This window comes from Erwinia tracheiphila, from assembly GCF_021365465.1.
GTDB classification, from domain to species: Bacteria; Pseudomonadota; Gammaproteobacteria; order Enterobacterales; family Enterobacteriaceae; genus Erwinia; species Erwinia tracheiphila.
The window spans coordinates 2,585,206-2,611,110 of record NZ_CP089932.1 but is presented as its reverse complement, the minus strand read 5'-3'; the positions used below and the strand labels follow the sequence as shown (position 1 = coordinate 2,611,110).

The following is a 25,905-nucleotide window of genomic DNA, read 5'->3' as shown; positions in this document are numbered from 1 at the left end:
GTCAGAGTAGAGGCAAAATAATATGCCATGGACGTTCGATGTTAACTGCATACGGCCTACAGTGCTGGTTATAAATGGCAATGCCCTTATCAACATGGCTACGCCTGTAAAATAAGGCATCTTTATCTGGCTGGCGCACGTTATTTCATCGTAAAAAACTCGCGCTGGAATGACCACAACTAAAATGGCCCCTAATTCAGGGGCCATTCGTTGAGAGAAATATGAAAAAGCAGATACCTCGCCGTGGTGTGACCATCCTTCAGGTAACGGCAGTTTAACGGCTAATCTGATGTCCGATAATACCCCCAACGGCAGCACCGCCAATGGTGCCCAGGCCGCTACCGTTGGTCAGAATTGATCCACCAATGGCACCGGCACCCGCACCGATTGCCGTATTGCGGTCACGTTTAGACCAGTGTGAACAGGCGCTCAGGGAAAGCACTAATGTTGCTGCCAGCAGGCCAGCGGTAATGCGTTTTGCAGTTATTATCATTTTCGTTTCTCCATCATTGCTGTTACAGAACTTTCTCAAAAAAGTATAGAGAGATTCTCTGCGTACCTGACCGCTTTCACCGCATTATTACTGGGATACCTCTCATTTAGAGAAAAAATCGCAGTTTCTTAACGCATCCCTTCGGTTTGCCTGCATTCTATATTTTTTTACTTGCTGTGACAGGTAAAAAATCTTATTTCCAGTACTATTTGGTGCGCCATAGCCAGAACTTGCCGCTTATCCAGCCAACATCTCCATACTCTGTCATCACAATGCGGGCGACAATAGCACCAAAAACCAGGAGGTAAGCATACTGGAAACGTTAAAAGAGCAGGTACTGGCAGCCCATATTGCGCTGCCGCCATATGGGCTGGTCGTGTTTACCTGGGGTAATGTCAGTACTATTGATCGCGCCAGCGGGCTGATGGTGATCAAGCCTTCCGGTGTCCGCTACGAGGAAATGCAGCAGGACGATATGGTGGTGGAACTTGCCACAGGCAATGTTGTTGAAGGAAAACTGCGTCCCTCTTCCGATACTGAAACCCACCAGGCGCTTTATCTTACATGGCCTGAAACAGGCAGTATTGTCCATACGCATTCCCGGCATGCTACCATCTGGGCACAGGCTGGGAGCGAGCTTCCGGTCTGGGGAACCACGCATACCGATGATTTTTATGGTGTGGTTCCCTGCAGCCACCCCATGGAGGCTACAGAAATTATGAATGACAGACCGGGCAGGTCATCATTGAAACCTTTCGGGAGAAAGGGTTGGGCCCATTCACTATTCAGGCTATCCTTGTTCATGCACACGGACCATTTTGCTGGGGGAAAACCCTGTAAGAAGCCGTGCACTCGGCGGTAGTACTGGAGGAAGTGGCGTATATGGGGATTTTCTCGCGGCAGCTAACACCGCAATTATTCGCTATCGGACAACCGCTGCTGGACTGCCATTATTTGCGTAAACATGGCGACCATGACAGATATGGGCAAAAAATAGGGTCTTCCCCGATCATGGTGGCTGGTAACTTTAATCAATTTCCTTAAGATTTTGTTAAGATCTATCCTGTCAGTTAACCCGATACGCTTTCACAAGGAGATGAAGCATGAAAAAAACACTTTTGGCCGTCTTATTAACCGGACTGACGTTTGGTGCTTTTGCACAACAACAGGGTTTTGTAGCCCCTCCAGGCCAGGGATACTCTCAGGGAGGCTTCAGTGGCCCCACCCCGGGATTGTCATCCGTGGAGCAGGCCAAAACGCTACGTAATGATGCTTGGGTCGTTCTTGAGGGTAATATCATCAAGCAGATTGGTCATGAACTCTATGAGTTCCGGGACACAAGCGGCACCATCTATGTTGATATTGATGACAAACGCTGGATGGGGCAAACCGTTTCCCCTGACAAAAAAGTACGTATTGAAGGGGAGGTTGACAAAGACTGGAACAGTGTTGAGATTGACGTCAAAAACCTTCATGTGCTTAAGTAACACCTGAAGGAGACTTTTATCCTGACAGCGGTTTGGGCGCTATCTCTTACAGTCATGTCAATAAGAGGCCGCTGTCATGGACGAAAAGTCCCTCTACGCTCATATGTACTAGCTCAGACCTGATCTGACAGTTACCGGTTATTTATACAGGTGTCTGTCAGATTACATCTGGTTCAGATTTTTTTCTGCCCAGACTCGTTTACCATCAAGTAACGTGGCCATTGGCGTACGCCCGCAGCACATTTTTCCCTGATGAGTTCGCTCATTATTGTAATGCCACAACCAGTTGTCCAGATCCGTTTGCAGGCTCTCCAGGTCTTCGTATAACTTCTTACGGAACGTAACCTGATAAAAATCCTGCAAAATAGTTTTATGGAAGCGCTCGCAGATGCCGTTCGTCTGCGGAGACATCGCCTTCGTTTTTGTATGGTCGATATCGTTGATGGCCAGATACAGCTGGTAATCATGCTGCTCCACCTTACCACAGTACTCCGTTCCCCTGTCGGTCAGGATCCTCAGCATCGGCAGTCCCTGAGCCTCGTAGAACGGCAGTACGCGATCATTGAGCAGGTCTGCGGCGGTGATCGGCGTTTTACTCGTATACAGCTTGCAGTGTGCCACTTTCGAGTACGTATCCACGAACGTCTGCTGGTAGATACGACCCACACCTTTCAGATTGCCCACGTAGAAGGTGTCCTGCGACCCGAGATAACCCGGGTGAGCAGTTTCGATTTCTCCGCTGGCCTCGTCATCGTGGGCCTTCTTCTCCAGCGCTGCGATTTGAGCGTCGGTAAGCACGATGCCTTCTCTGGCGACCTTTTCCTCAAGTGCCTTCAGGCGTTTACGGAAGTTCTCCAGGTCGTGCCGTTGCCAGATGGAGCGCACGCCGCTACCGGAGATAAACACGCCTTTTTTACGCAGCTCATTACTGGTCCGGTGTTGCCCGTGGGCCGGGAACTCAACGGCATATTCAACAACAGCGCGTTCAGTGGCTTCGTCGGCGCGGTTCTTCAGGTTGGGGACGCGGCGGTTCTGGTTAATCAGCGCATCGATGCCGCCTTCAGCAGCCAGTTCCTGATAACGGTAAAACGTGTCGCGTGACACGCCCATGATCTTGCAGGCTTTTGATACGTTACCGAGTTCTTCGGCGAGATTGAGCAGGCCGGCTTTGTGTTTGATGATGGGATTGTTAGTATGAAGCATGAGAGTTACCTCGCGTTTTGTTTAAGGATTAGACACCCATATCAAAACCGGTAACTCTCAACCTTTCAAGGTCCAGTGTCAGATCAAGTCGCGACTAATACAGCTCATATTCTCAACCTGTCCGCTCTGTGGCAGGTAAACTCCCTTTATCTCGATGAAAATGCCTGTTCTGTTATCGTCACTGTCGGGATCGCTGAAAACACCCGGTTAGCCTGTCCGACCTGCGGTCAGTCCAGTTTTGTTCACGACCACCGCCATCGTAAATGGCGCCATCTTGATACCTGCCAGTTCACCACGATTGTCGAAGCAAATGTTCCCAGCATTATGTGTCCGGAACATGGCTGCCAGATGTTGTCTGTTCCGTGGGCATGGACTGGCAGCCGGTATACGCTGCTGTTCGAATCGTTCGTGCTCTTATGGCTGAAAATCAACACCGTTGATGCTGTCAGGAAACCGCTAAAGTTCAGCTGGAATGCGGTTGACGGCATTATGACCCGGGCAGTTAAGCGAGGTCTTGCCCGGATAAAAAAGCCATTATACGCCCGTCATATGAATGTGGATGAGGCCTCCTTTAAAAAAGGACATCGTTACATAACGGTGATCTCTGATCGCGATGGCCGGGCGCTGGCCTTAACGGATGATCGCAGCACAGAGAGTCTTGCGGCTATCTTCGCACGCTCACTGATGGGCAGTTACTGGCTATCAAAACGCTCTCAATGGACATGAATGCAGAATATATCAGAGCAGCACGTATCCACTTAGCTTGTGCGGTTGAGAAAATCGCCTTCGACCGCTTCCATGTGGCAAAGCAACCGGGCGAAGTAGTGGATAAAACCCGGCAGAATGAACATCCGCACCTCCCTGTGGAAAGTCGGCGTCAGGCAAAGGGGACCCGCTTCCTGTGACAGTACAGCGATAAGTGGATGACCGAATCCAGGCAGGAAAAGCTGATATGGCTGCGTGCACAGATGAAGCTGACGAGTCAGTGCTGGGCGCTGAAAGAGCGGGCAAAGGATATCTGGAACAGGCCATGGAACGAGGAAAGACGTAATGACTGGGGGAGATGACTGGCGCTGGCGGTCCACAGTGACGTTCCTGTGATGAAAAACGCCGCGAAAACGATCAGAAAAAGGCTCTATGGGATCCTGAATGCCATGCGACACTGTGTCTCAAACGGAAATGCAGAGGCGCTTAACAGTAAGATCAGGCTGCTGAGGATAAAAGCGAGGGGATAGCGCAACCGGGAGTGCTTTAAGCTGGGAGCAATCTTCCAGAGACTGTAATTAAAATTGTGTAATTGCCTGTTTTTGATATGTTCAATCCAGCATCAAAAGCAGGTTAATTTATGGACGAAAAACAGTCGCAGGCCCTGACTAACGAACTGACCAAAAATCTCAAAACCCCTGACGATCTCAGTCAGTTTGAGCGCCTGCTGAAAAAAAATCAGTGTCGGGGCGGCGCTCAACGCTGAAATGACCCGTCACCCCGGCGACGATAAAAATCAGCCAGAACCGGCGCTCAACGCCCGCAACGGCTATTCCACAAAGACAGTGACCACCGGTGATGACCCGCTGGAACTACGTACTCCGCGTGATCGTGATGGCTCTTTCGAACCGCAACGGGTGAAGAAAAACCAGACCCGGAGCACCGGGATGGATAACCCGATCTTATCGTTGTATGCCAAAGGTATGACCACCCGCGAGATAGCGGCCGCATTCAAAGAGCTGTATGACGCCGATGTCTCGCCAGCGCGGGTCTCAAAGGTACTGATGCCGTCATGGAGCAGGTCACCGGATGGCAAAACCGGCCACTGGATGCCGTTTGTCCCATCGTTTACCCTGACTGTATCGTCCTGAAGGTCCGGCAGGACAGTCGTGTCATCAATAAATCCGTGTTCCTGCTCCCCGAAACCTGGTGAAAATTTGTGCTTTTCCAGGTTGTTTTTCAGGCTGCCAGCGTGCGCGAAACGGATCTTTCCTGCGTCAGCCCGGGATGTACCTCATCAGGCTGATTTCCCGCGCATGCGTTTTCAGCCCCTGCACATTCAGACCCGCCACCGCGCGGCGGTACTCCATACGTCCGCCGCACAGCACGCATTCGAACGGGTCACGCCGCATGAACTACTTACTCATCTGTACGTAGCAGACCTTCGGTAGCGGATCCGGCTTTTCCATCCCCGGCGCGCGGCAAACCACCGGCAGCTTTTCTCCGCGCACCCTGTTGGCCAGAAAACCAAAATAGCGCACCATCCGGAAGAACTTCTCCGGAATATGCTGTTTCAGCCGCGCCACTATGAGGAGGGGCAGACCCGGCTGTGGCAGGCGTTGCTGATGTATCTGGCATGCCGGCAACCGGGATTATCGCAGCCATATTCCTTCACGCCAGTGATGCGGGTGCCGCAGGCGAGCATTTTGGTGACGGCTTCGACCTCGATATCACACAGCCCGCCGGCATCCAGGAAGGAGGTCCAGCACGGGACAGATTGAGCTTCAGTTGTCTGCAGACGGGCAAGCGCGGCGGTGTCGCCCCGGCGCTCCAGTATAGACCTGGCGACCATAACAGGCGGCGGGTCCATGGGTTTGAGCATCTTCATCCAGTCCCATTCACGCTGAGAGAGCTTATCCGCGGCAACGGAGAGCAGGATGGTATCGATGCTTTTACGGGTCATCATGGGGAAGGCTCTGAGCAAAATATGTAGTCAGATCATACATATTCAAATCACTGTATGACAACTCAGAGTCCGGCAGATGGCGCAGTTTTCAGTTCGCGGCCGGCAGGCTGCCCTGTTCTCGATATAGTGTTCAAAATGCAAATCGTCTACAGTGCACTTTCCGGTACCACCACCGCCGCTGCCCGAGTGTATATTACCGGGCTGGCCAACTGACCAGCGCCATCTTAAAACCTCAATCTCTCCTTTATGGGTGGAATCTTGTGACTCCCCCCGATACCATCAATTTTTATAAAAATATCCTGAGCCATAATTCTCCCTTTTATGAGTAAAATAATTTACAGCTTTTCTCTGCCTCGTATAAGCGTTCGGTAAACAGTCGGGCGCGATACCGAAAACAGCTCTGCCAGGTCACTGATTTAGTGTTCCCCTCAGCCGTACATACGGCACAGCTCCTGTTGTTGCCTGTCTGAAAGCTTTGGTTGTTTACCTTTCAGTTTTCCTTTTGTCCGTGTGATGGCCATTCGTTCGCGGATCCTGAGTCGTATAATGTCCCCCTCAAATTCCGCGAAAGTGGCCAGTACATTAAAAAACATTTTCCCCATCGGATCTGCCGGGTCATAAACGCTGTTTCCGAGCGCCAGTTTCACCACCCCGCGCCTGGAGAGCGTCCGCAATCGCTCTGGCGTCCGGGACTGAACGGTCCAGCCGGTCCAGCTTTGGCACAACGACGCACCGCTGCTAGGGCCTGGTCCCGGTCGCTGGCGATGTGAACCTGTAAGTCCTTTATCGGTGTAAATCCGATCAGGGGAAACGCACAGTCTGGTCAGGGCTTCCTGTTGTGCAGCCAAATCCTGGCTGTCGGTGGAGCAGCGTGCATAGCCTATGCGTATTTCAGTCATAATATGTACGATTAAGGGGCCATGAAAGAGATTGATAACGTACTATCTATATGAGATAATTTTATGCTTGATTTTCTGCGGATACCATAAACATTTTTGAATGTCCGCAGAACTATCCTCTTACGGATATATTCAGTGCGATGTCAGGATGACACCCCGTCGTAAAGATAAAGGCAAAAGGCTCTCCGTTTTAACGGATGCAGAAAAATTCGCACTGTATGGTCTGCCTGATTTTGATGAAGGCCAGCAACTGGAGTATTTGTCGCTTACGGCAGAGGAGCTGGCGCTGGCAACCAGCCGCCCCGGAATACTGGCGCAGATTTATTGCATCCTGCAGACGGGTTATTTTAAAGCCAAACATGCCTTCTTTCATTTTTCACTGAAGGGTGTGGAAAGTGATTTCGATTTTGTGGTTCAGCGTTACTTTCGTGAGATATCCCTCACCGACCAGACCATTACCGATCATGAATATTATGCCCGGCGCAAGCTTATTACCGACTTCTTTGGATATCATCAGTGATCCGGCACCGTTGGTCCGCAGCTGGATGCCCGCGCAGCACAGATTGTGCGTCGTGATATTACTCCTGGATTTGTTGCCACCGAACTTATCTGCTGGCTGAATAAGAAGAAAATCGTTCGGCCAGTATATTCCACGCTTCAGAAAATCATCAGTAAAGCGCTGTCAACGGAACGACAGCGCCTGGCGGACATGCTGCTGTCTTTCCTCGATACAGAAACACAGAGTGCGCTGGATTCACTCCTGAAGAAAGATGATGCACTGTCCGGACTGGCCGTGTTGAAGCAGGAGGCGAAAGATTTTCGGCGGCGACAGATGTCCAGGTAAAGGGAGAAACGAAACCAGCTGGAACCGATATATCAGAAGGCACGATAGTTGCTGCCCGAACCCGGGATCTCGCAACAAAATTTGCTGTATTTCGCCAGCCTGGTCAATTTTTATACCATCCACGATCTGCGGAACCTCAAAACAGAGCAAACCTGGTTGTATATGATGTGCTATATCTGGCTTCGCTACTGGCAACTGTCAGATAACCTCACCAGTATCATGATATGGCACATGAAGCAGACAGAAGAGCGCTGCAAGGAAGAGGCCAGAAAAAACTTTGGAGCAGATGTTCTGCAGCGGCAACAGGAGAATAATAAAGTCGGCCGTCTGTTATCCCTGTTTATCGATGATGATGATGTGATGGATAGCATCCCCTTTGGAGATATGCGCCAGAGGGCCTGGAAAATCATGCCCCGAGAGGTTCTGCAGAACACTGCGCAGCGAATGCGGATTAAACCTGCCAGCCGGATGGCTCGACGATGAGAGGCGGTTGACACTCAGACTGCTCACATAAGACGCCATTTACGCCCGATGTTTTGTACTCTGAACTTTTCCAGCGTGACGCCTGAATGCCCCTGGCTTGCTGCGTTGGCATGGGTCATGGCGGCGTTCTTCAGGTAGTTGCGGTTGACGCAGCGGCCGCTGGCAGAATGCCTACCGACCACGCTACTGCCACGACTGCGAACTTGGTTATTGAGCGTTGATGAAAACGATACACCAAACGGGCTGCATGCCAGCCGTTATGAATTCTGGTTGTACCGACAAATAAGAAAACGACTTGAGGTTAGGGAGCTTTATCTTGATGACAGCCTGCAGCACCGCCACCTTTCAGATGAGCTGGTCTCGGTAGAGGAAAAAGCCGACATTCTGGCCCAGATGGGTATCCAGTTTTTACGTACCCCGGTCGAACAGCAGCTGGATGAACTGACCCGCGAACTGCATGAACAGTGGATAGCGTTCAACAGGGAGCTTAAGCAGGGTAAGTTGTCACATATTGAATTTGATCATGATACACAAAAACTTAGCTGGCGTAAGTCGGACATGACCGGGCAATTGGACAGTGTGATGGATTTTTATTCACAGTTACCCCTGTGTGAACTGGCGGATATTTTTCGCTTCGTGAATCAGCGGTGTCAGTTTCTGTCGGCACTTACACTGCTACAACCCCTGTATGTGAAAACGGGAGCTGATGCAGACAGTCTGATGGCGGTAATAATGGCACAGGCCATTAATCACGGTAATCTGACGATGTCCCAGACCAGTGATATTCCCTACCATGCGCTCAACGATTCCTACTAGCAATATCTGCGTCTCTCCACGCTGAAGGCTGCATATGACTGTATTGGTGACGGCATTAAGACGCTTCCTGTCTTCCCGTATTATTCACTGGAGTTGGGAGAACTGTATGGCGCTGTCGATGGACAAAAATTCAGCGTCGAGCGTCCGACGATCAAAACCCGGGCATCAAAAAAATATTTTGGACTTGGGAAGGGCGTGGTGGCCTACACTCTGCTGTGCAACCATATTCCACTAAATGGTGATCTCATCGGTGCCCATGAATATGAAGTACATCACGTCTTCGATATCTGGTAATGGAATACCAGCGGGATTGTACCAACGGCGATAACCGGTGACATGCACAGTATTAACCGGGCTAATTTTGCCATTCTTCACTGGTCTGCGTTTTGACCTCCGCTTTACCTCGACAGAGGACATGCTGAAAGAGCCATACTGCGCGGGCGATCCGGAGCGTTATAAAAATGTCTTATCCTGCCTGCAGGTCAGATAAATCAGAAAGTTATCATCAATGAAAAACCTCACCTGGACCAGATTGTCGCCACGCTGGGGATGAAAGAAATAACTCAGGGTGCTAAGAACATTCTTTATTATTAATGAGTTGCGGCTTTTCATTAATTATGAATGTAATAATGATATGGCATTTAAGGCCTTCTTGAGGGGGATGATGATAGGCGAGACATTTTATATAAAAACTTATCTTTCCTGAATATTGAAAGCATCGTCCTTGATGGAAATTTACTTTTTTACGAAAAAACATACTTACAGTTTTCTTCAATTCAATGGTTTTATTTATAACTAAACCATTGAATTTAGTATAGCATATACGCTAAACAGCGTAAAGGTCTTTTTAACCATTTAACTAGCATAATGAGAAAATTAATGTTATTAATGTTATTAATGTTATTAATGTTATTAATGTTATTAATGTTGGGGTCGTGACGCAGATTTATTGATAATGATGAAGAGTAAGATACCAACCGATGATCTTATCGTGCATTTCCTCTGACTTCGAAAAGCAAATTGTTCTGCGGGTCAGTCGTTTGATATGTGTGCGAAGATTAAGATTATGCCGTTCTGTCCGTTGGGTATATTTCTTGCTCACCACGTGGCCTGTTGCACTTAACAGAACTTTATAAACCGGCCAGGCATCTGTCATATAAAAGGCAATGTTAAATTTGCTTAACAGGGCCGGCAATCGTCGCAGGGTCGGGGCATTTCTCGGGTCGAAGACGTGGGCCAGAGCACGTTTGCGGATACGGTCATAAGCATAGAACAACCACCGGGGATTGCTTTTACACCGCACGTAAGACCATTGTTCACCGGCTTCACAGCAGATAACAACCGCCGTTTCGGGGTCGATATTCTCAGCTACCTGCTTTGGCGAAATTTTTTTACGTGTCGCAGAACCGTATTGAGGCTGATACCGAGAACCCGTGCGGTATCGCGACATCCGTAACCATTCATGGCCATATTAACAATGGTCTGGTGTGTGTCTGGTTTGGCACCGGAGTAGCTAAATTTGAGCTGGAGGGTCTTTGAACAATGCTTGCAGATGTAACGTTGGGCACCGGATGCTGAATGTCCGTTACATCGTACAGCATGAGTTTCATTGCACTGAGGGCAGACGACATCAACTTTAGCCATATGTTACATCCAAAGCGCAAAGCATACGTGATCAGCAACTTTGCGTCACGACCAATGTTGGCGTGTGAGAATCAATTCTATTTAGAGTAAAGAGGAACAGATATATGAGCGCAAAAATCTACCTTCTGTGGGGTGCAACAACAACGGGGAAAACATCCGATTCGACCGTGTTGGCTAAAGAAAAAAACTTGCCTGTGATAGCACTTGATCGATTTCAGGGCTATAACGAAATAGCAACGGGAAGTGGATCGCCGACTAAAGATGAGTTACAAAGCACGGAGAGAGTATATGTCACACCCTCATCATCTATGAATAGGGGGGTTGCTTCTTCCAGAGAGTGTCACATTATTCTCAAAAACACAGCAGCATCTCTTTTATCCGCTCACTCAGGTGCCATCATTGAAGGTGGGTCAGTTTCATTACTGAAAGAAATGGTAAATGATGATTACTGGTCTGGTTTTCACTGGATTATAAAAAAGTTTACGCTACCCTACAAAGAAGTTTACCTTAGTAAGGCAGAAAAAAGGATTTACGATATGTTTCATCCACAAGATGGGAGGATGTCTATCCTTGACGAAGTTAGCCGCTTTTTCAGAGAAAATAACACAGTTACTCCGCTGGAAGATATAGATGGTTATCGTGTGATAATATCCTATCTCCGGGATAACCAGATTGAATTTGATGATATTAATAAATTAACTCTCAAAGATGAGAAAACGTTGATAAAAATGATTTCCGATGAATATTATCAACACGCGCTGTGGCAGGAAAGAGAATTTCCCTGTATTCCATCGTCATGGAAATGGGATGCGTTGTTGAGTTAACACCTCGTTTATTAAGCCATTCTGCACGCTTAGGGCATATCTTGTAATAATTATAAGACCCTGTAAATAATTCTGTGTATCTGCCACCGTATTAAAGGTGATCGCTCAGGCGGTCACCAAACTCGATAATAAAGCGACTCATTGCCAGCCGCCAGTTCTGGATCGGCATACTCCATTTTTTCGAGGCCGACTGGATTGCCAGATATATCACCTTGCGCACTGAGTCATCTGTCGGGAACACTTTGCGTTTCTTTATCGCTGCCCGGATAACGCTGTTCAGCGACTCGATGGCATTCGTGGTGTAGATAGCCTTACGTATATCTGGTGGATAACCAAAGAACGTATTGAGATTTTCCCAGTGTGCACGCCAGCTTTTGCTGATTTGCGGATATTTGTCGTCCCAGACATCAGCGAACTTATCCAGGGCCATCAGCGCTGCTGCTTCTGTCGGAGCCTGATAAACCGCTTTCAGACCGCCAGTAACGGCTTTATAGTCCTTCCATGACACGTATTTCAGGCTGTTGCGTACCATGTGAATAATGCACAACTGGATATGCGTCTGCGGGTACACGCTGTTTATCGCATCCGGAAAGCCCTTAAGGCCATCCACGCAGGCAATCAGGATATCCTGGAGACCTCGATTCTTCAGCTCAGTCAGCACGCTGAGCCAGAACTTCGCACCTTCATTTTCTGCGAGCCACATGCCCAGTAATTCTTTCTGGCCTTCGGTGTTAATACCCAGAGCAAGGAATACGGCTTTGTTAATTACAGTGCCACTGTGGCGAACTTTTACGACAATACAGTCAAGATAAACAATGGGATACAGAGCATCCAGCGGACGGTTTTGCCACTCAGATACCTGCTCTTTCACCGCATCAGTGACTTTCGATATCAGCGTGGGTGAGACGTCCGCATCGTACATTTCTTTGAAGGTGGCGACAATCTCCCGGGTGGTCATGCCTTTTGCATACAACGACAGGATCTGACTGTCCATCTGCGTAATACGTGTCTGATTTTTCTTAATAAGCTGAGGTTCGAAGGTGCTTTCACGATCACGTGGTGTACTGATTTCAATCTCACCATCGTCGCACAACAACGTTTTTGACGAATAACCATTGCGGGTATTTGAGCCTGTTTTGGGTGCGTTCTTTTCGTGTCCGATGTGGTCAGTCAGCTCAGCATTGAGCGCAGTTTCAACTGTAAGCTTCGTCAGCATGCGGGAAAACTGGTTGAGATCGGCTTCGGTTTTCAGCCCCTTAGCCAGTTCAGCCGCAAGGGCTTTGAGTCTTTTTTCGTCCATAATTACCTGTCTCCGTTATCGAAATGAAGATATCAAAAACAGGCAGATACACAATTTAAATTACAGGCTCAATTATAACAGCAACACTTCATTCTCATCATTCTGTAAAATCGATATATATGTCGATAAGCCTCCTCAATGTATTGATATATAGCCAGAAACCACGTTTTAAAATGGTTGCTACAGCCTGAGTGATGTGATCGGTCGTGACGCAGACTTGCTGATCACGTATGCTTTGCGCTTTGGATGTAACATATGGCTAAAGTTGATGTCGTCTGCCCTCAGTGCAATGAAACTCATGCTGTACGATGTAACGGACATTCAGCATCCGGTGCCCAACGTTACATCTGCAAGCATTGTTCATGGTTAGGAAACTGAATCATCGTTTTAAAAATTTCCTGACCATGAGCAGCAGTGTCTGTAATGCAGTAATGATGTGCCATCGGGAACGTTATGGTCATAAAATGGCATTTGCGGCGCGTTTTTAACCTGAAAGCTGTTTTTCAGACGCACTTATCCCGCAGTCTGTGCCAGAAGCCATCGTTTCCGGTCGATGTTATGCAGTCTTTCTGCCACCAACTCCGACGCGTGCCTCCCGGCCTGCGCACTGCTGAAGCGCAGTCGGTTGCCGCACAGAATGCATTTGTACGGATCCGTGCGCAGAAATTCTTTCATCAGCGCGGCGAAGCCGGGCTTCTCCGGTTTTTTCCGCGCTTCCATCTCCAGGGCTTCATACACCTTCGGCAGCAGGCTACCCCGTTTACGGTTTGATAAAAAACCGTAATAACGCACCATCTTAAAATGCTTCGCCGGGATATGGCTGATATAACGTCCGATCATATCTTCCTGCGTCAGCGTCTGCTGCCGGTACTGCTGCGTACGGTGGTCGTAATAGTGGTGCACCACCGCGCCGCCGCTGTAGTGCCTCAGCTTCGCCGCCGACACGGGGGGCCGTTTCAGGTACCGGCCCAGATATTTGACGCTCCGCCAGGCCCCCCGGGTCTTCTTCGCGAAGTGGACCTTCCAGCGGCGCCCGTACTGCGCCTGCAGATAGCGCAGCCACTGTTTTTTGTCGTGGATATGCCCCAGCCCCGGCAGCCTGCCGGGGTTAATCAGGTCATAGCTGTGGCGCAGCAGCCGGATGACGGCTCCGCGCCAGATTTCCTCCACGGCATGCTTTTTAAAGAAGAGGTCGCGCCATACGCCGTGTTTAATATCAAGCCCGCCGCGGGTGACGGAGAGATGAATGTGGGGATGCTGGTTGAGCTGGCGACCGTAGGTGTGCAGGGCGCAGAAGATACCGACTTCCACACCCTGTTTTCTGGCCCAGCGGAGCATGGCGCGGGTGGCTGCGCGGAACAGGGCATTGAGCAGAGGCCAGTTATTGTTGAAAAAGGGCCACAGCAGATGGGGCATGGTGAAGGTGATATGCTGCCAGTCGCAGTCGGGCAGAATTTGCTGTTGCTCTGTAATCCACTGCTCCGTGGCCTTATGTCCGCAGGAGCTGCAGCCTTTTGATTTACAGGTCTGGCAGAAGAAGCGGGTGTGGGTGCAGTCCGGGGAGGCGCAGCAGTATCGCTTCACCCCCATGGCAGCAGTGCCGCAGGCGAGCATGCGCTCGACGCAGAGTACGGTCCAGGGGCTGAGGGTGTCCCCGTGTTTATCCATATACCGGTTCCAGGCGTCATCAGTGGTGAACAGCAGTTTTGCCGGGCGCGGGATATACATGCGGCGGATTATCGCTCTGCAGTGGCACCGGTATTATAGTGCCAGTCGTCACAGTCATCGGCCCAGTTGTCGGTGTGTTTATCCCAGGGAGCGAAGGTCACCGGCAGCATGCCGGATTCTGTGGCGATAATAAACACATCGGCTGGCATGGACTCAAGGACGACATCGCCGTCGGGTGAGTCAGGCGGCTCAAAGCCGCGGATGATGCAGACGAGAGGCGGGTCGAAGTGTGTATCGAGGAAAAACTGTGGCCCCAGGTGGACACAGTGACGAATGGCATCCTGCGGAGTGTCGTAAAAAACTCGTCGGGGTCGTCATAATCGCTCCGGGGCGGAATGGACACCAGAAAACGCTTAGGATATCCGGGTATAGCGCGTCGGGACGAGGGCGTGGGTTTACGCTTTCTGGGGGCTTTGCTACGGGCCATGTGAATGATTTCCTGAGAAATTAACATACCGCAGAGTATAAAGCTGTGAGCCGGTCATGAACACCCTCGGAACGGCAGAGCCGTGACGCTCGCCCTGTAAGGGCGCTATGTTCAAAGACCTTTCAGCTCAACTTTAGCTACTCCGGTGCCAAACCAGACACACACCAGACCATTGTTAATATGGCCATGAATGGTTACGGATGTCGCGATACCGCACGGGTTCTCGGTATCAGCCTCAATACGGTTCTGCGGCACGTAAAAAAATTTCGCCAAAGCAGGTAGCTGAGAATATCGACCCCGAAACGGAGATTGTTATCTGCTGTGAAGCCGGTGAACAATGGTCTTACGTGCGGTGTAAAAGCAATCCCCGGTGGTTGTTCTATGCTTATGACCGTATCCGCAAACGTGCTCTGGCCCACGTCTTCGGCCCGAGAAATGCCCCGACCCTGCGACGATTGCTGGCCCTGTTAAGCAAATTTAACATTGCCTTTTATATGACAGATGCGTGGCCGGTTTATAAAGTTCTGTTAAGTGCAACAGGCCACGTGGTGAGCAAGAAATATACCCAACGGACAGAACGACATAATCTTAATCTTCGCACACATATCAAACGACTGACCCGCAGAACAATTTGCTTTTCGAAGTCAGAGGAAATGCACGATAAGATCATCGGTTGGTATCTTACTCTTCATCATTATCAATAAATCTGCGTCACGACCGATGTGATCCTACCCGCGTAATGTGGACAGCCTCCTAAGCGAGGTTCTGTTTTTCAAATTGTTCCGGGCTTACGTCGCCACAATGCCATCTGCATGGCATAGCAGGTCAGTTGTGCTGTCATCCGCGATGACATTGACCAGCCAATAACCGCCCGTGACCACAGGTTGATAACCACGGCCAGATAAAGCCAGCCTTCATCCGCGCGAAGATACGTGATGTCACCTGCCCATTTCTGGTTCGGACCGTTGGCATAAAAATTCTGCTTAAGAAGATTTTCTGACATCGGCAGGTCGTGTTTACGGTAGTTCACCGGGCTGAACCGATGTGACGCTTTTGCCCTCAGACCCTGACGTCGCAGGCTGAAGGCTATCGTTTTCACACTGTATATCAGGTCCTGCGCTGCACTCCTCTGCCAGGCGGGGTGCACCGTAGCGCTGTTTAGCCTGGCTGAAAGCGTTACTGACGATGCTGTCGCAATCATGGCGTAACCGCTTGCGTGCGTTGATTACTGTGTAACGGTTCCGCCAGGCGTACCAGCCGCTTCGGGCCACACATAGCACCCGACACATGGCTTTAATGCTGATTCGGCATGGTGTTGTTCGATAAAGACATACTTCATTTCAGGCGTTTCGCGAAGTGTGTTGCGGCCTTTTGGAGAATGGCGGGTTCCTCAGTCTGCCCCGCGAGCTGGCGTTTAAGGCGGGCGATCTCGGTCGTCTGTTCGCTCTCGCGTTCAGAAGCCGTTGTCTGATTCTGCTGTTTGCTGCGCCAGTTGTAGAGCCGGGATTCATACAGGCTGAGTTGGCGTGCAGCAGCAGTGATACCGATGCGTTCAGCCAGCTTCAGTGCTTCATCACGAAATTCGGGCGTGTATTGTTTGCGTGTTTTCTTATCGGTTGTTGCTGATTTTGTCATGTGAGTCACCTCTGGTTGAGTGTTTACTCACTTAGTCATGTGCCCACTATTGGCGGGCAAGATCAATAATATCGGGTGAATAACTTTATTATGAGAGAACCGCTACTGATATAAAAATGATGAGAGGCGCTGAATTCATCACCTTTTGTGTAGCTGCTGTCTTTAGTGCAGATTTGTACAAAATAGTGTGCTTTTGCGCCGATGGTTTTCTCTCAATTACATGCAAGTTTAAACATGAACTGTAGTTATATCAGATGCCGCCCTCAACATGAGGGCGGCGTAAATCTTTGTTCTGTTTGCAACCACAGACATACGTTCGGCCAGAGCGATGATACCAGGATAGTCGATCAGTGGTCCGATCTTTTTGCTTTCGGCAAAGCGCAGGACTACCCTGCAAATATTTCGCCATCGGGACTCGGCTGCCGCAAGTTGCAGAGCTGACTGACTGCGAAGCAGGGCGTTTACTGTTCCATTATTTCTTAAATTCCAGCGCCAGAAATTTCAGTGACACTACTGTGTCACCACCGTTTACTATCTGTTTTCTGCTACACTGCGGCAAATTCTTACGTCGTTTTATCAGAGAGCACCCCGTGACCAGTTTTTCCACCCTGACTTTGCTTTCCATCAGCCAGATTGCCAACCTTAATGAACTTGGCTACTACAATATGACCCCTGTTCAGGCTGCATCCCTGCCCGCCATCCTTGCAGGCAGGGATGTGCGCGCTCAGGCTAAAACCGGAAGCGGTAAAACGGTCGCTTTCGGACTGGGCGTCATGCAGCATATTAATGCTGCTCAATTTGCGACACAGGGCCTGATCATTTGTCCCACGCGCGAGCTGGCCGAACAGGTCGCTGAAGAAATGCGTCGTTTGGCCAGAGCGACAGCGAATATGAAAGTTCTCACGTTGTGTGGCGGCCAGCCCGCTTCCGCACAACGTGATTCACTGGCTCGCGCACCTCATATCGTGGTTGGCACGCCGGGACGGATTGTCGATCATCTGAAACGGGAGACGTTGAAACTTGACCAGTTGAAAACGCTGGTGCTGGATGAAGCCGACCGGATGTTAGAAATGGGCTTTCGTGATGAAATTGAATCGCTCATTAACTATTGTCCCTCTCGTCGGCAGACGCTGCTTTTCTCCGCGACCTGGCCACATGATATAAAACAGATCAGTCGGCATCTTCAGTGCGATCCCACCACCGTTGAAACGGAAACAACACCTGATTTATCGAATATTGAACAATTTTTTTATGAGGTATCTCCCAGAGAAAAGCCTGCGGCACTAATCGGACTACTGAGCGAGCGCCAGCCGTCTTCCTGCGTGGTGTTTTGCAATACTAAAAGGGAATGTAATGAAATCGCCGATGCGTTAGAAAGCTGCCAGATCAGTTCGCTGGCACTGAATGGCGATTTAGAACAACGCGAACGGGAGCATGTGTTGATTCGCTTTGTGAATGGAAGTTGCCGCGTGCTGATTGCAACAGATGTCGCCGCTCGCGGGCTGGATATCAAGCTACTGGCAATGGTGGTGAACTATCAACTGTCATTTGATCCCGAAGTGCATGTGCATCGCATTGGCCGTACCGCCAGGGCAGGAGAAAAGGGGATTGCAATCAGTTTTGTCGCACCGGGTGAGATGACCCGCGCCCTTGCGCTGGAAGACTTTTTACAACAAAAAATGCTCTGGCGTGACGTTAACTTGCTGAAATCTTTTACGCCTTATCCCTTGCTGGCGGAAAATGCCACACTTAGCATTGATGGCGGTAAAAAGGCAAAAATTCGTCCGGGAGATATTCTCGGGGCGCTCACGGGTGAAGCGGGACTGCAAAGCGAATCCATTGGAAAAATTACCGTCACTTCCAGCCATGCCTTCGTGGCTGTGCGCCTTGATGTCGCTCGTAAAGCGGTGAGACAATTGCAGCAGGTGAAGATAAAAGGTAAAGCCTGTCGGGCACGCCTGTTGGAGTAAATCGTCAAGCCTGATTAGCGGTGAACGGTCATCATTTTTGCCATGAGACTGATGCCGCTTTTTTAGGTAAGTATTCTCTGTATTAAATAGCTGCGCGGAATAGTGCTCCACTGTTGGCCAGCCCATGCTGTGCAAGGTATCAGGGCTGTTTTCTTTGCCTGATGGTGTTATATCGGAATTGAGATGTGTTGCCCATACGCAACATCCCCTCATCAGTAAACGGCAGGTGTAGCGGTATTAGGCGCAGCTATTTAGGGCGCTCCAGCTACGCTTCCGGTTTACTCAGCGTATTGAACGTAACAACCTGACACTTCGTATTCGTGTCAGGCAGTTAGTTCGAAAAACAATTTGCTTCTTTCTCTCAATAGCGGTCCACGAAAAGGTCATTGGCTCCTTCATTGAAAAATACATGTTCTGCTGATTGAATGCATTACCCCTGGTCATGGCATAGCGTGATTTTCTGTACGTAACAGATGTACGAATGTGCGAAACGAATTAAATTTACTCTTGTGCATCTTTTGCAGGAGGTGTACGAAACCGCTCGGCTCCGTATATAATATTTAATACTACTATCGCTATGTAATATTATGGACAGGGAAACGAAACTTATTGATATCGTCATCCGTTATTTTTTCATTGATGGTTACCACCAAAGGCGTAAAACTGAGCCGCTGGCGGGCAACAACACTGATGAAAGAGCGCCATCTCATCAGTTGCCAGCAACCAGGTCACCAATATAAGAAGGCATCCAGGGAACACGTTGAACTCCCCAATTATCTGGAGCGGCAGTTTGCTGTAACAGAGCCTAATCAGGTGTGGTGGGGCGACGTAACGTTTATCCGGGCAGGGAAACGCCGGGCTTATTTAGCCGTTGTGCCTGATTTGTTTTCCCGTAAACCGGTTGGCTGGGCGATGTCATTTTTCCCGGACTCTGCGCTGGCAGCAAAAGCGCTGTCCATGGCCCGGGAAGCGCGAGGAACCCCCACTAATTTGCTGTATCACTCAGATCAGGGTAGCCACTATACCAGCAGGAAATTCAGGCAGTTACTGTGGCGATACCCAATAAAACAAAGCCTGATTCGCCGGGGGAATTGTTGTGATAACAGTCCAGTGGAGCGATTCTTCAGGAGCCTGAAAACGGAGTGGATACCGAATAATGGATACGCTAATTTTAGCGAAGCCAGCACAGCGATAACGAATTACATAACAGGATATTACAGCCAGCTCAGACCTTAATGCCGATGATTTAAGGATCGGTTGACCGATCCGGTTTATGCGGTAAAAAGGGTTCTATGTTCATCATGGAACCCTTTTTAAATGGAACTTTCCCAGGCCCTCGGCATCATCAATGCCGCCACTCCTGAGCGCGCCCGTAGTCTCGCCGACCTTATTCCTCCCGAGCTTATTCAGCAGGCGCTCACCCTGACCGATACCGTTACTTTGCGTAAACGTAAACTTTCCCTCGAATCCATGATTTGGCTTGTCGTTGGGATGTCCATTTTTTGCGATCATCCGATGACCGAAATCGTCAATCTGATGGATATTACTGACCGGACCGGAGCTCCTTTTACCGCACGCAGCGCTGTCATTCAGCGCCGTAAGACTCTGGGTGAAAATGCAGTGCGGGAGCTTTTTGATATCACACAGCAGCACTGGAATCAGCAGGCTGCACATCCAAAATGGCACGGTCTGAATCTGTTTGCTGTCGACGGCGTGGTCTGGCGTACCGCCGATACGCCGGAAAACAGAGCCGTCTTCAGTAAACACAGCAGCCAGTACGGCGAAGGCGGCTATCCTCAGGTGCGAATGGTTTGTCTGATGGAGCTGAGCAGCCATCTGATCGCCGCCAGTGCATTCGACAGTGAAAAAGTCAGTGAAATGCGGCTGGCTGAACACCTGACGGAGAAAACCCCGAATAACAGTATCACCCTGTTCGATAAGGGATTTTATTCGATGGGTCTGCTTCATCACTGGCAGACAGCAGGAGAACACCGTCACTGGTTGTTGCCGTTGAAAAAACACGTACAGTATCAGGTGGTTCGCCGTTTGGGGCGTGGAGATGAACTGATATGCCTGAAAACCAGTCCACGAGCCAGGAAGCAATGGCCAGGGGTCCCGGAAGAAATGGTGGCAAGACTGCTGACCCGCAGGGTAGACGGTAAAGAGAGGCAGGTGCTGACGTCACTGACAGACCCGAATCGCTATCCGGGTAAAGATATCAGCGAGCTATATCGCCACCGCTGGGAAACAGAACTGGGCTACCGGGAAGCAAAGCAGGGTATGCTGGACAGCCGGTGGACATTACGCAGTCGCCTGCCGGAGCTGGTGAGACAGGAGCTATGGGGGGTACTGCTGGCTTATAACCTGGTGCGATATCAGATGGTGCAGATGGCGTTCCATCTGAAAGGAGATTACCTGCCTTACCAGCTGAGCTTCAGTGGAGCGATAAGCGAAATAATCCGGATGCTGATAACCCTGCCCTGGGCTTCGCCGGGAAAAATGCCGGGAGAACTGAGAACCCTGTATGAACAGGCGAAATGGCTTGTGTTACCGGGTAGAAGAGAGCGAAGTTACCCGAGAGAGTTGAGGGTAAAGAGCAGGAAATATCCGGATAAAAAGGTTGCTGGTCACCTTAAGTGACCAGCATTAAGCTCAGACCTCATCAATACAATGGTGGCTTGACGCCGAATGAATCAGAGCGACTGTTCTGGGAAAACTCTGAAGCCGTGGTCAGTTTTGTTTGACGACTACAATATGCTATATGTTGTAAGCGGCTACTCATATCCAGTTCGATACGACCGTACGGATTAATATGGTGTGTATTAGTCGCGACTTGATCTGACACTGGACCTTGAAAGGTTGAGAGTTACCGGTTTTGATATGGGTGTCTAATCCTTAAACAAAACGCGAGGTAACTCTCATGATTCATACTAACAATCCCATCATCAAACACAAAGCCGGCCTGCTCAATCTCGCCGAAGAACTCGGTAACGTATCAAAAGCCTGCAAGATCATGGGCGTGTCACGCGACACGTTTTACCGTTATCAGGAACTGGCTGCTGAAGGCGGCATCGATGCGCTGATTAACCAGAACCGCCGCGTCCCCAACCTGAAGAACCGCGCCGACGAAGCCACTGAACGCGCTGTTGTTGAATATGCCGTTGAGTTCCCGGCCCACGGGCAACACCGGACCAGTAATGAGCTGCGTAAAAAAGGCGTGTTTATCTCCGGTAGCGGCGTGCGCTCCATCTGGCAACGGCACGACCTGGAGAACTTCCGTAAACGCCTGAAGGCACTTGAGGAAAAGGTCGCCAGAGAAGGCATCGTGCTTACCGACGCTCAAATCGCAGCGCTGGAGAAGAAGGCCCACGATGACGAGGCCAGCGGAGAAATCGAAACTGCTCACCCGGGTTATCTCGGGTCGCAGGACACCTTCTACGTGGGCAATCTGAAAGGTGTGGGTCGTATCTACCAGCAGACGTTCGTGGATACGTACTCGAAAGTGGCACACTGCAAGCTGTATACGAGTAAAACGCCGATCACCGCCGCAGACCTGCTCAATGATCGCGTACTGCCGTTCTACGAGGCTCAGGGACTGCCGATGCTGAGGATCCTGACCGACAGGGGAACGGAGTACTGTGGTAAGGTGGAGCAGCATGATTACCAGCTGTATCTGGCCATCAACGATATCGACCATACAAAAACGAAGGCGATGTCTCCGCAGACGAACGGCATCTGCGAGCGCTTCCATAAAACTATTTTGCAGGATTTTTATCAGGTTACGTTCCGTAAGAAGTTATACGAAGACCTGGAGAGCCTGCAAACGGATCTGGACAACGGGTTGTGGCATTACAATAATGAGCGAACTCATCAGGGAAAAATGTGCTGCGGGCGTACGCCAATGGCCACGTTACTTGATGGTAAACGAGTCTGGGCAGAAAAAAATCTGAACCAGATGTAATCTGACAGACACCTGTATAAATAACCGGTAACTGTCAGATCAGGTCTGAGCTAGTACATATGGTGCTATGTACCTTCCATCCATAATAATGTGTTTTTCGTAGGTTTCTTTCAAAGAAGAAGAATATGAAGTACACGACCACAGCTGCTATCTGAATCACTATTTGATTAAAAAAATACTTAACGTACATTTTCGTGCGATTGAGCTTCAGGCCCCAAATATGCCGGGGCAGCTTGCCGAACAGGTGACAAAAGAATAACTGAGGCCACTTAAGCAAGTACAGAAAACCAGGAACAACCTTTATCGTTATCTTTTAAAAATGCCATTATGGTTAAAAATGTATCTGGCGTGCGGTTGGATTTTTAAACTCTTCAAGTTCTGGTGTGAATTTTTCTTAGCCATAAAACAGAAAACCCCTAATCGTTGGGTATTCAACTTTCGGGGTTCACGTTAAAGAGGCGGTTTTTACACTTATGCCATCGGGGCAATCATACTGTTTGGCAAGCGCCCGGCGGTTGTTTCCACCAGTTTTAATAGCAATTTAATATCGTCTAAAGTCACTATCGGATTGAGCAGTGTCATCTTGAGGCAGGTTACACCATGATGCTCGGTAACGCCGACGTTGGCCCGACCTGATTCCAGCAGCGCATCACCAATTCTCTGGTTGAGCAACGCGATAGCGGTCTCATCCAGTTCGGCTTGCTCAACGGGACGATAGCGGAACAGTACGCTGGCTAACTGAGGCTCCATAACCAGCTCCAGCGATACCTGGCTGTTTACATACTCAGCAACCTGTCGGGCCAGCGTCACGCCGTGATCGATAATTCTGGCATACTGTTTTTGCCCCAGCGCTTCCAGACTCATCCACAGCTTCAGCGCATCAAAACGGCGGGTAGTTTGCAGCGATTTCGACACCAGATTAGGGACGCCCTGTGCCTCATCAAACTCAGAGTTAAGGTACGCCGCCTGGTAGCGCATTAGCTCATAGTGACGGGCTTCCTTCAGCAAAAACGCGCCACAGCTGATGGTCTGGAAAAATTGCTTATGAAAATCAAGGGTGATTGAGTCCACCAGCTCAATGCCGTCCAGGTAGTGACGATATTGCTCAGACAGGAGTAGCGCGCCGCCCCAGGCCGCATCAACGTGGAGCCAGATAGCATGTTTTTCGGTCAGTGCGGCAATTTCACACAGTGGATCGATAGCACCTGCGTCGGTTGTGCCTGCTGTTGCGACGATAGCCAGAATCTGCTCACCGCGTGATTCTGCCTGTGCCACTTTTTCTTCCAGATCCTTCACGTCCATTCTGGCGAAACGATCGGTCTTCACCTGCGTGACAGACTGATATCCCAGCCCCATCAACGCCATATTTTTTTGAACGGAGAAATGGGCATTTTCAGAGCATAACACTCTAATTTTTCTCAGATCACCTGGAATACCATCCTGCTGCACGGAGTGACCCTGACGTGCGAAGAAAGCATCACGGGCCAGCATCAGCCCCATCAGGTTACTCTGTGTTCCGCCGCTGGTGAAAACGCCCGCGTCGCCAGAGTGATAGCCAACCTGTGCGCGCAGCCATTCGATCAGTTTCATCTCAATAATGGTCGCGGACGGACTCTGATCCCAGCTGTCCATGCTCTGATTAGTGGCGTTGATCAGCACTTCTGCCGCCTGGCTAATCACCAGGCTTGGGCAGTGCAGATGTGCCACGCACTGTGGGTGATGCACCGAGAGACTGTCTTTTAAAAAATACTCGACGGCACGTTCCACAGCAGCCTGGTTGCCCAGGCCCCCGGTGGTGAAATTAAGTTGAATGCGCTCGCGCAGTTCTGCAACAGATTTACCCTGATACATCTCAGGCTGTTGTAGCCACTGCACTACCGCCTCGCTGGTCTGCAGGATGGCGTGCTGATAGGCTTGCGTGCTTTGCGCGCAAGCGGCAAGAATTGGGTTAGGCTGTGACATCAAACTTACTCCATTCACACAGGTTTGATGCCAGCAGCATTGAGAGCCTGCTCCAGCTTATCCATGAAAATTCCCAGCTCTTCGTTGGTGATCAGCAGGGAAGGGAGCAAACGTAAAACATTGCCGTTACGTCCGCCGCGCTCCAGAATTAAGCCGACTTCGAAGCATTTTTTCTGCAACAGCACGGACAGCTCAGGATCGCCAGGATAGCTGCCCATATGATCGGGTGCTTCGTGCGGCTTGACGATCTCAATGCCGATCATCAGACCTAGGCCGCGCACATGCCCCAGCACCGGGAAACGCTTCTGCATTTCAGCCAGTTGGCTTTTTAACCACTCACCCTGAGCCGCCACTTTATCGGCAATATTATTTTCTTTCAGATACTTGATGGTAGTCAGACCGGTTGCCATAGCAAGCTGGTTGCCACGGAAAGTCCCGGTATGATGGCCCGGCAACCAGACATCGATTTCTTTCTTGATGCCCAGAACAGCCAGTGGCAGGCTACCACCCACTGCCTTGGACATCACAATAATGTCTGGCTCAATACCCGCATGCTCATAAGCGAACTGTTTGCCCGTCCGGCAGAATCCAGCCTGAACTTCGTCAAGGATCAGCACAATACCGTGTTCTTTGGTTACTTTACGGATGCGCTGCAGCCATTCTGCCGGTGCCGGATTCGCGCCGCCTTCACCCTGAAGTGCTTCAAGAATGACAGCCGCAGGTTTGCGCACGCCGCTTTCCACGTCATTAATCAGGTTTTCGAAGTAGTAGGAAAGGGCCTGCACGCCAGCTTCGCCGCCAATACCCAATGGGCAACGATACTGATGCGGATAAGGCATAAACTGCACTTCCGGCATCATGCCATTAACCGCCTCTTTGGGGCCCAGATTACCGGTCACCGCCAGCGCACCGTGGGTCATACCATGGTAACCACCGGAGAAACTGATCACACCGGAACGCCCGGTGTATTTTTTTGCCAGTTTCAGCGCGGCTTCTACCGCATCAGCGCCGGAAGGCCCGGTGAACTGCAGGCAATACGCTTTGCCTTCACCCGGAAGCAAAGAAAGCAGGTATTCGGAGAACCGATCTTTTAAGGGCGTGGTCAGGTCGAGAGTATGTAACGGCAAGCCGCTGGTAATGACACTCTGGATGCTTTCGAGTACATCAGGATGGTTATGTCCAAGCGCCAGCGTTCCGGCACCGGCAAGGCAGTCAAGATATTGATTATTCTCAACGTCGGTGATCCATGCGCCTTGTGCTTTCGCAATCGCTAACGGCAATTTACGTGGATAGCTTCGGACATTCGATTCGAATTCAGCCTGTCTGGTTAAATAAGTTTCGTTGTTACCATTTGAGGAAATCGCACCTAAAGTATTAATACGGACTTTATCCGTCATCATATCTCTCCTACAACCGCAGGTTTTCACTAACGCCGCAGTTGAATAAATGAATGAAAAACTACCCTTGTAAAAAACGCGCCCAATATATTGTTTTTCACTCTGTATCTCAATGATTAATTTTGCTCAATAATTCTTATAATTTTATCAATATAATCAAT

The 25,905-nt window shown here is 49.9% G+C and carries 14 protein-coding genes and 13 pseudogenes; 13 read left to right on the top strand and 14 right to left on the bottom strand.

Annotated elements, in window-relative coordinates; genetic code table 11:
* Positions 1–274: 274 nt before the first annotated feature.
* Positions 275–493: an osmotically-inducible lipoprotein OsmB gene (gene osmB, locus LU633_RS13845; protein WP_233480677.1), complete on the bottom strand. Its 219-nt coding sequence runs from the start codon at positions 491–493 to the stop codon at positions 275–277.
* 310 nt (positions 494–803) lie between these two features.
* Between osmB and araD the strand changes: the two are divergent.
* Positions 804–1,537, top strand: a pseudogene (gene araD, locus LU633_RS13840) (L-ribulose-5-phosphate 4-epimerase AraD).
* A 59-nt stretch (positions 1,538–1,596) separates the two neighbouring features.
* Complete coding sequence (locus LU633_RS13835) at positions 1,597–1,980, top strand: YgiW/YdeI family stress tolerance OB fold protein (protein WP_233480676.1); 384 nt, start codon at positions 1,597–1,599, stop codon at positions 1,978–1,980.
* Positions 1,981–2,142: 162 nt separating this feature from the next.
* On the opposite strand, the gene LU633_RS13830 is transcribed toward LU633_RS13835, so the two are convergent.
* Positions 2,143–3,183 carry an IS481 family transposase gene (locus tag LU633_RS13830; RefSeq protein WP_046371797.1) on the bottom strand — a complete coding sequence of 347 codons (1,041 nt, stop codon included), beginning with the start codon at positions 3,181–3,183 and terminating at the stop codon, positions 2,143–2,145.
* 75 nt (positions 3,184–3,258) lie between these two features.
* On the opposite strand from LU633_RS13830, the pseudogene LU633_RS13825 reads away from it, so the two are divergent.
* Both LU633_RS13825 and LU633_RS13820 read left to right on the top strand, forming a co-directional pair.
* A pseudogene (locus tag LU633_RS13825) lies at positions 3,259–4,415 on the top strand (ISL3 family transposase); the annotation flags it as partial.
* Between the two features lie 113 nt (positions 4,416–4,528).
* Positions 4,529–5,083, top strand: a pseudogene (locus LU633_RS13820) (transposase); the annotation flags it as partial.
* An 82-nt stretch (positions 5,084–5,165) separates the two neighbouring features.
* Here LU633_RS13820 and LU633_RS13815 read toward each other — a convergent pair.
* The 5 genes and pseudogenes from LU633_RS13815 to LU633_RS13800 all read right to left on the bottom strand — a co-directional run.
* Positions 5,166–5,477 (bottom strand): annotated as a pseudogene (locus LU633_RS13815) (transposase); the annotation flags it as partial.
* Positions 5,474–5,593, bottom strand: coding sequence for a transposase zinc-binding domain-containing protein (locus tag LU633_RS26510; RefSeq protein ID WP_456151886.1), 120 nt, complete (start codon positions 5,591–5,593; stop codon positions 5,474–5,476). The pseudogene LU633_RS13815 and the gene LU633_RS26510, both read right to left, overlap by 4 nt.
* Before the next feature lie 81 nt (positions 5,594–5,674).
* A pseudogene (locus tag LU633_RS13810) lies at positions 5,675–5,854 on the bottom strand (hypothetical protein); the annotation flags it as partial.
* Between the two features lie 117 nt (positions 5,855–5,971).
* Positions 5,972–6,162 (bottom strand): annotated as a pseudogene (locus LU633_RS13805) (type VI secretion system tube protein Hcp); the annotation flags it as partial.
* 27 nt (positions 6,163–6,189) lie between these two features.
* A pseudogene (locus tag LU633_RS13800) lies at positions 6,190–6,753 on the bottom strand (recombinase family protein).
* Positions 6,754–6,901: 148 nt separating this feature from the next.
* Between LU633_RS13800 and LU633_RS13795 the strand changes: the two are divergent.
* Positions 6,902–9,466, top strand: a pseudogene (locus LU633_RS13795) (Tn3 family transposase); the annotation flags it as partial.
* 376 nt (positions 9,467–9,842) lie between these two features.
* On the opposite strand, the gene LU633_RS13790 reads toward LU633_RS13795, so the two are convergent.
* A protein-coding gene (locus LU633_RS13790) for an IS1 family transposase (protein WP_233485064.1) occupies positions 9,843–10,540 on the bottom strand; the annotation gives its coding sequence in 2 pieces (ribosomal slippage) (positions 9,843–10,291 and positions 10,291–10,540; 699 coding nt in all).
* Between the two features lie 104 nt (positions 10,541–10,644).
* Here LU633_RS13790 and LU633_RS13785 point away from each other — a divergent pair.
* Positions 10,645–11,364, top strand: coding sequence for an isopentenyl transferase family protein (locus LU633_RS13785; protein ID WP_233485063.1), 720 nt, complete (start codon positions 10,645–10,647; stop codon positions 11,362–11,364).
* A 91-nt stretch (positions 11,365–11,455) separates the two neighbouring features.
* On the opposite strand, the gene LU633_RS13780 is transcribed toward LU633_RS13785, so the two are convergent.
* Complete coding sequence (locus LU633_RS13780) at positions 11,456–12,664, bottom strand: IS256 family transposase (protein ID WP_046371917.1); 1,209 nt, start codon at positions 12,662–12,664, stop codon at positions 11,456–11,458.
* Positions 12,665–12,919: 255 nt separating this feature from the next.
* Between LU633_RS13780 and LU633_RS13775 the strand changes: the two are divergent.
* A pseudogene (locus LU633_RS13775) lies at positions 12,920–13,024 on the top strand (IS1 family transposase); the annotation flags it as partial.
* 153 nt (positions 13,025–13,177) lie between these two features.
* On the opposite strand, the gene LU633_RS13770 reads toward LU633_RS13775, so the two are convergent.
* Positions 13,178–14,392 carry an IS91 family transposase gene (locus LU633_RS13770; RefSeq protein ID WP_046371879.1) on the bottom strand — a complete coding sequence of 405 codons (1,215 nt, stop codon included), beginning with the start codon at positions 14,390–14,392 and terminating at the stop codon, positions 13,178–13,180.
* A gap of 8 nt (positions 14,393–14,400) precedes the next feature.
* A complete protein-coding gene (locus LU633_RS13765) occupies positions 14,401–14,541 on the bottom strand; it encodes a hypothetical protein (protein ID WP_161796965.1) in 141 nt (46 codons plus the stop codon).
* 383 nt (positions 14,542–14,924) lie between these two features.
* Here LU633_RS13765 and LU633_RS13755 point away from each other — a divergent pair.
* Positions 14,925–15,523: pseudogene (locus tag LU633_RS13755) on the top strand (IS1 family transposase); the annotation flags it as partial.
* A gap of 83 nt (positions 15,524–15,606) precedes the next feature.
* On the opposite strand, the pseudogene LU633_RS13750 reads toward LU633_RS13755, so the two are convergent.
* Positions 15,607–16,454, bottom strand: a pseudogene (locus LU633_RS13750) (IS3 family transposase); the annotation flags it as partial.
* A gap of 590 nt (positions 16,455–17,044) precedes the next feature.
* On the opposite strand from LU633_RS13750, the gene dbpA reads away from it, so the two are divergent.
* From dbpA to LU633_RS13725, 5 genes and pseudogenes are all read left to right on the top strand, one after another.
* Positions 17,045–18,424 carry an ATP-dependent RNA helicase DbpA gene (gene dbpA, locus LU633_RS13745; RefSeq protein ID WP_233480672.1) on the top strand — a complete coding sequence of 460 codons (1,380 nt, stop codon included), beginning with the start codon at positions 17,045–17,047 and terminating at the stop codon, positions 18,422–18,424.
* A gap of 277 nt (positions 18,425–18,701) precedes the next feature.
* Positions 18,702–18,845: pseudogene (locus LU633_RS13740) on the top strand (IS1 family transposase); the annotation flags it as partial.
* Between the two features lie 218 nt (positions 18,846–19,063).
* A pseudogene (locus LU633_RS13735) lies at positions 19,064–19,660 on the top strand (IS3 family transposase); the annotation flags it as partial.
* A gap of 81 nt (positions 19,661–19,741) precedes the next feature.
* Entirely contained in the window at positions 19,742–21,064 is a 1,323-nt protein-coding gene (locus LU633_RS13730; RefSeq protein ID WP_046371868.1) for an IS4 family transposase, read from the top strand.
* A gap of 280 nt (positions 21,065–21,344) precedes the next feature.
* Positions 21,345–22,385 (top strand): IS481 family transposase, encoded by a 1,041-nt coding sequence (locus tag LU633_RS13725; RefSeq protein WP_046371791.1) that lies wholly within the window; start codon positions 21,345–21,347, stop codon positions 22,383–22,385.
* Between the two features lie 471 nt (positions 22,386–22,856).
* On the opposite strand, the gene LU633_RS13720 is transcribed toward LU633_RS13725, so the two are convergent.
* Together LU633_RS13720 and LU633_RS13715 are read right to left on the bottom strand one after the other, a co-directional pair.
* Entirely contained in the window at positions 22,857–24,347 is a 1,491-nt protein-coding gene (locus LU633_RS13720; RefSeq protein WP_233485062.1) for a pyridoxal phosphate-dependent decarboxylase family protein, read from the bottom strand.
* Between the two features lie 14 nt (positions 24,348–24,361).
* Positions 24,362–25,747 (bottom strand): diaminobutyrate--2-oxoglutarate transaminase, encoded by a 1,386-nt coding sequence (locus LU633_RS13715; RefSeq protein ID WP_233485061.1) that lies wholly within the window; start codon positions 25,745–25,747, stop codon positions 24,362–24,364.
* Positions 25,748–25,905 lie beyond the last annotated feature (158 nt).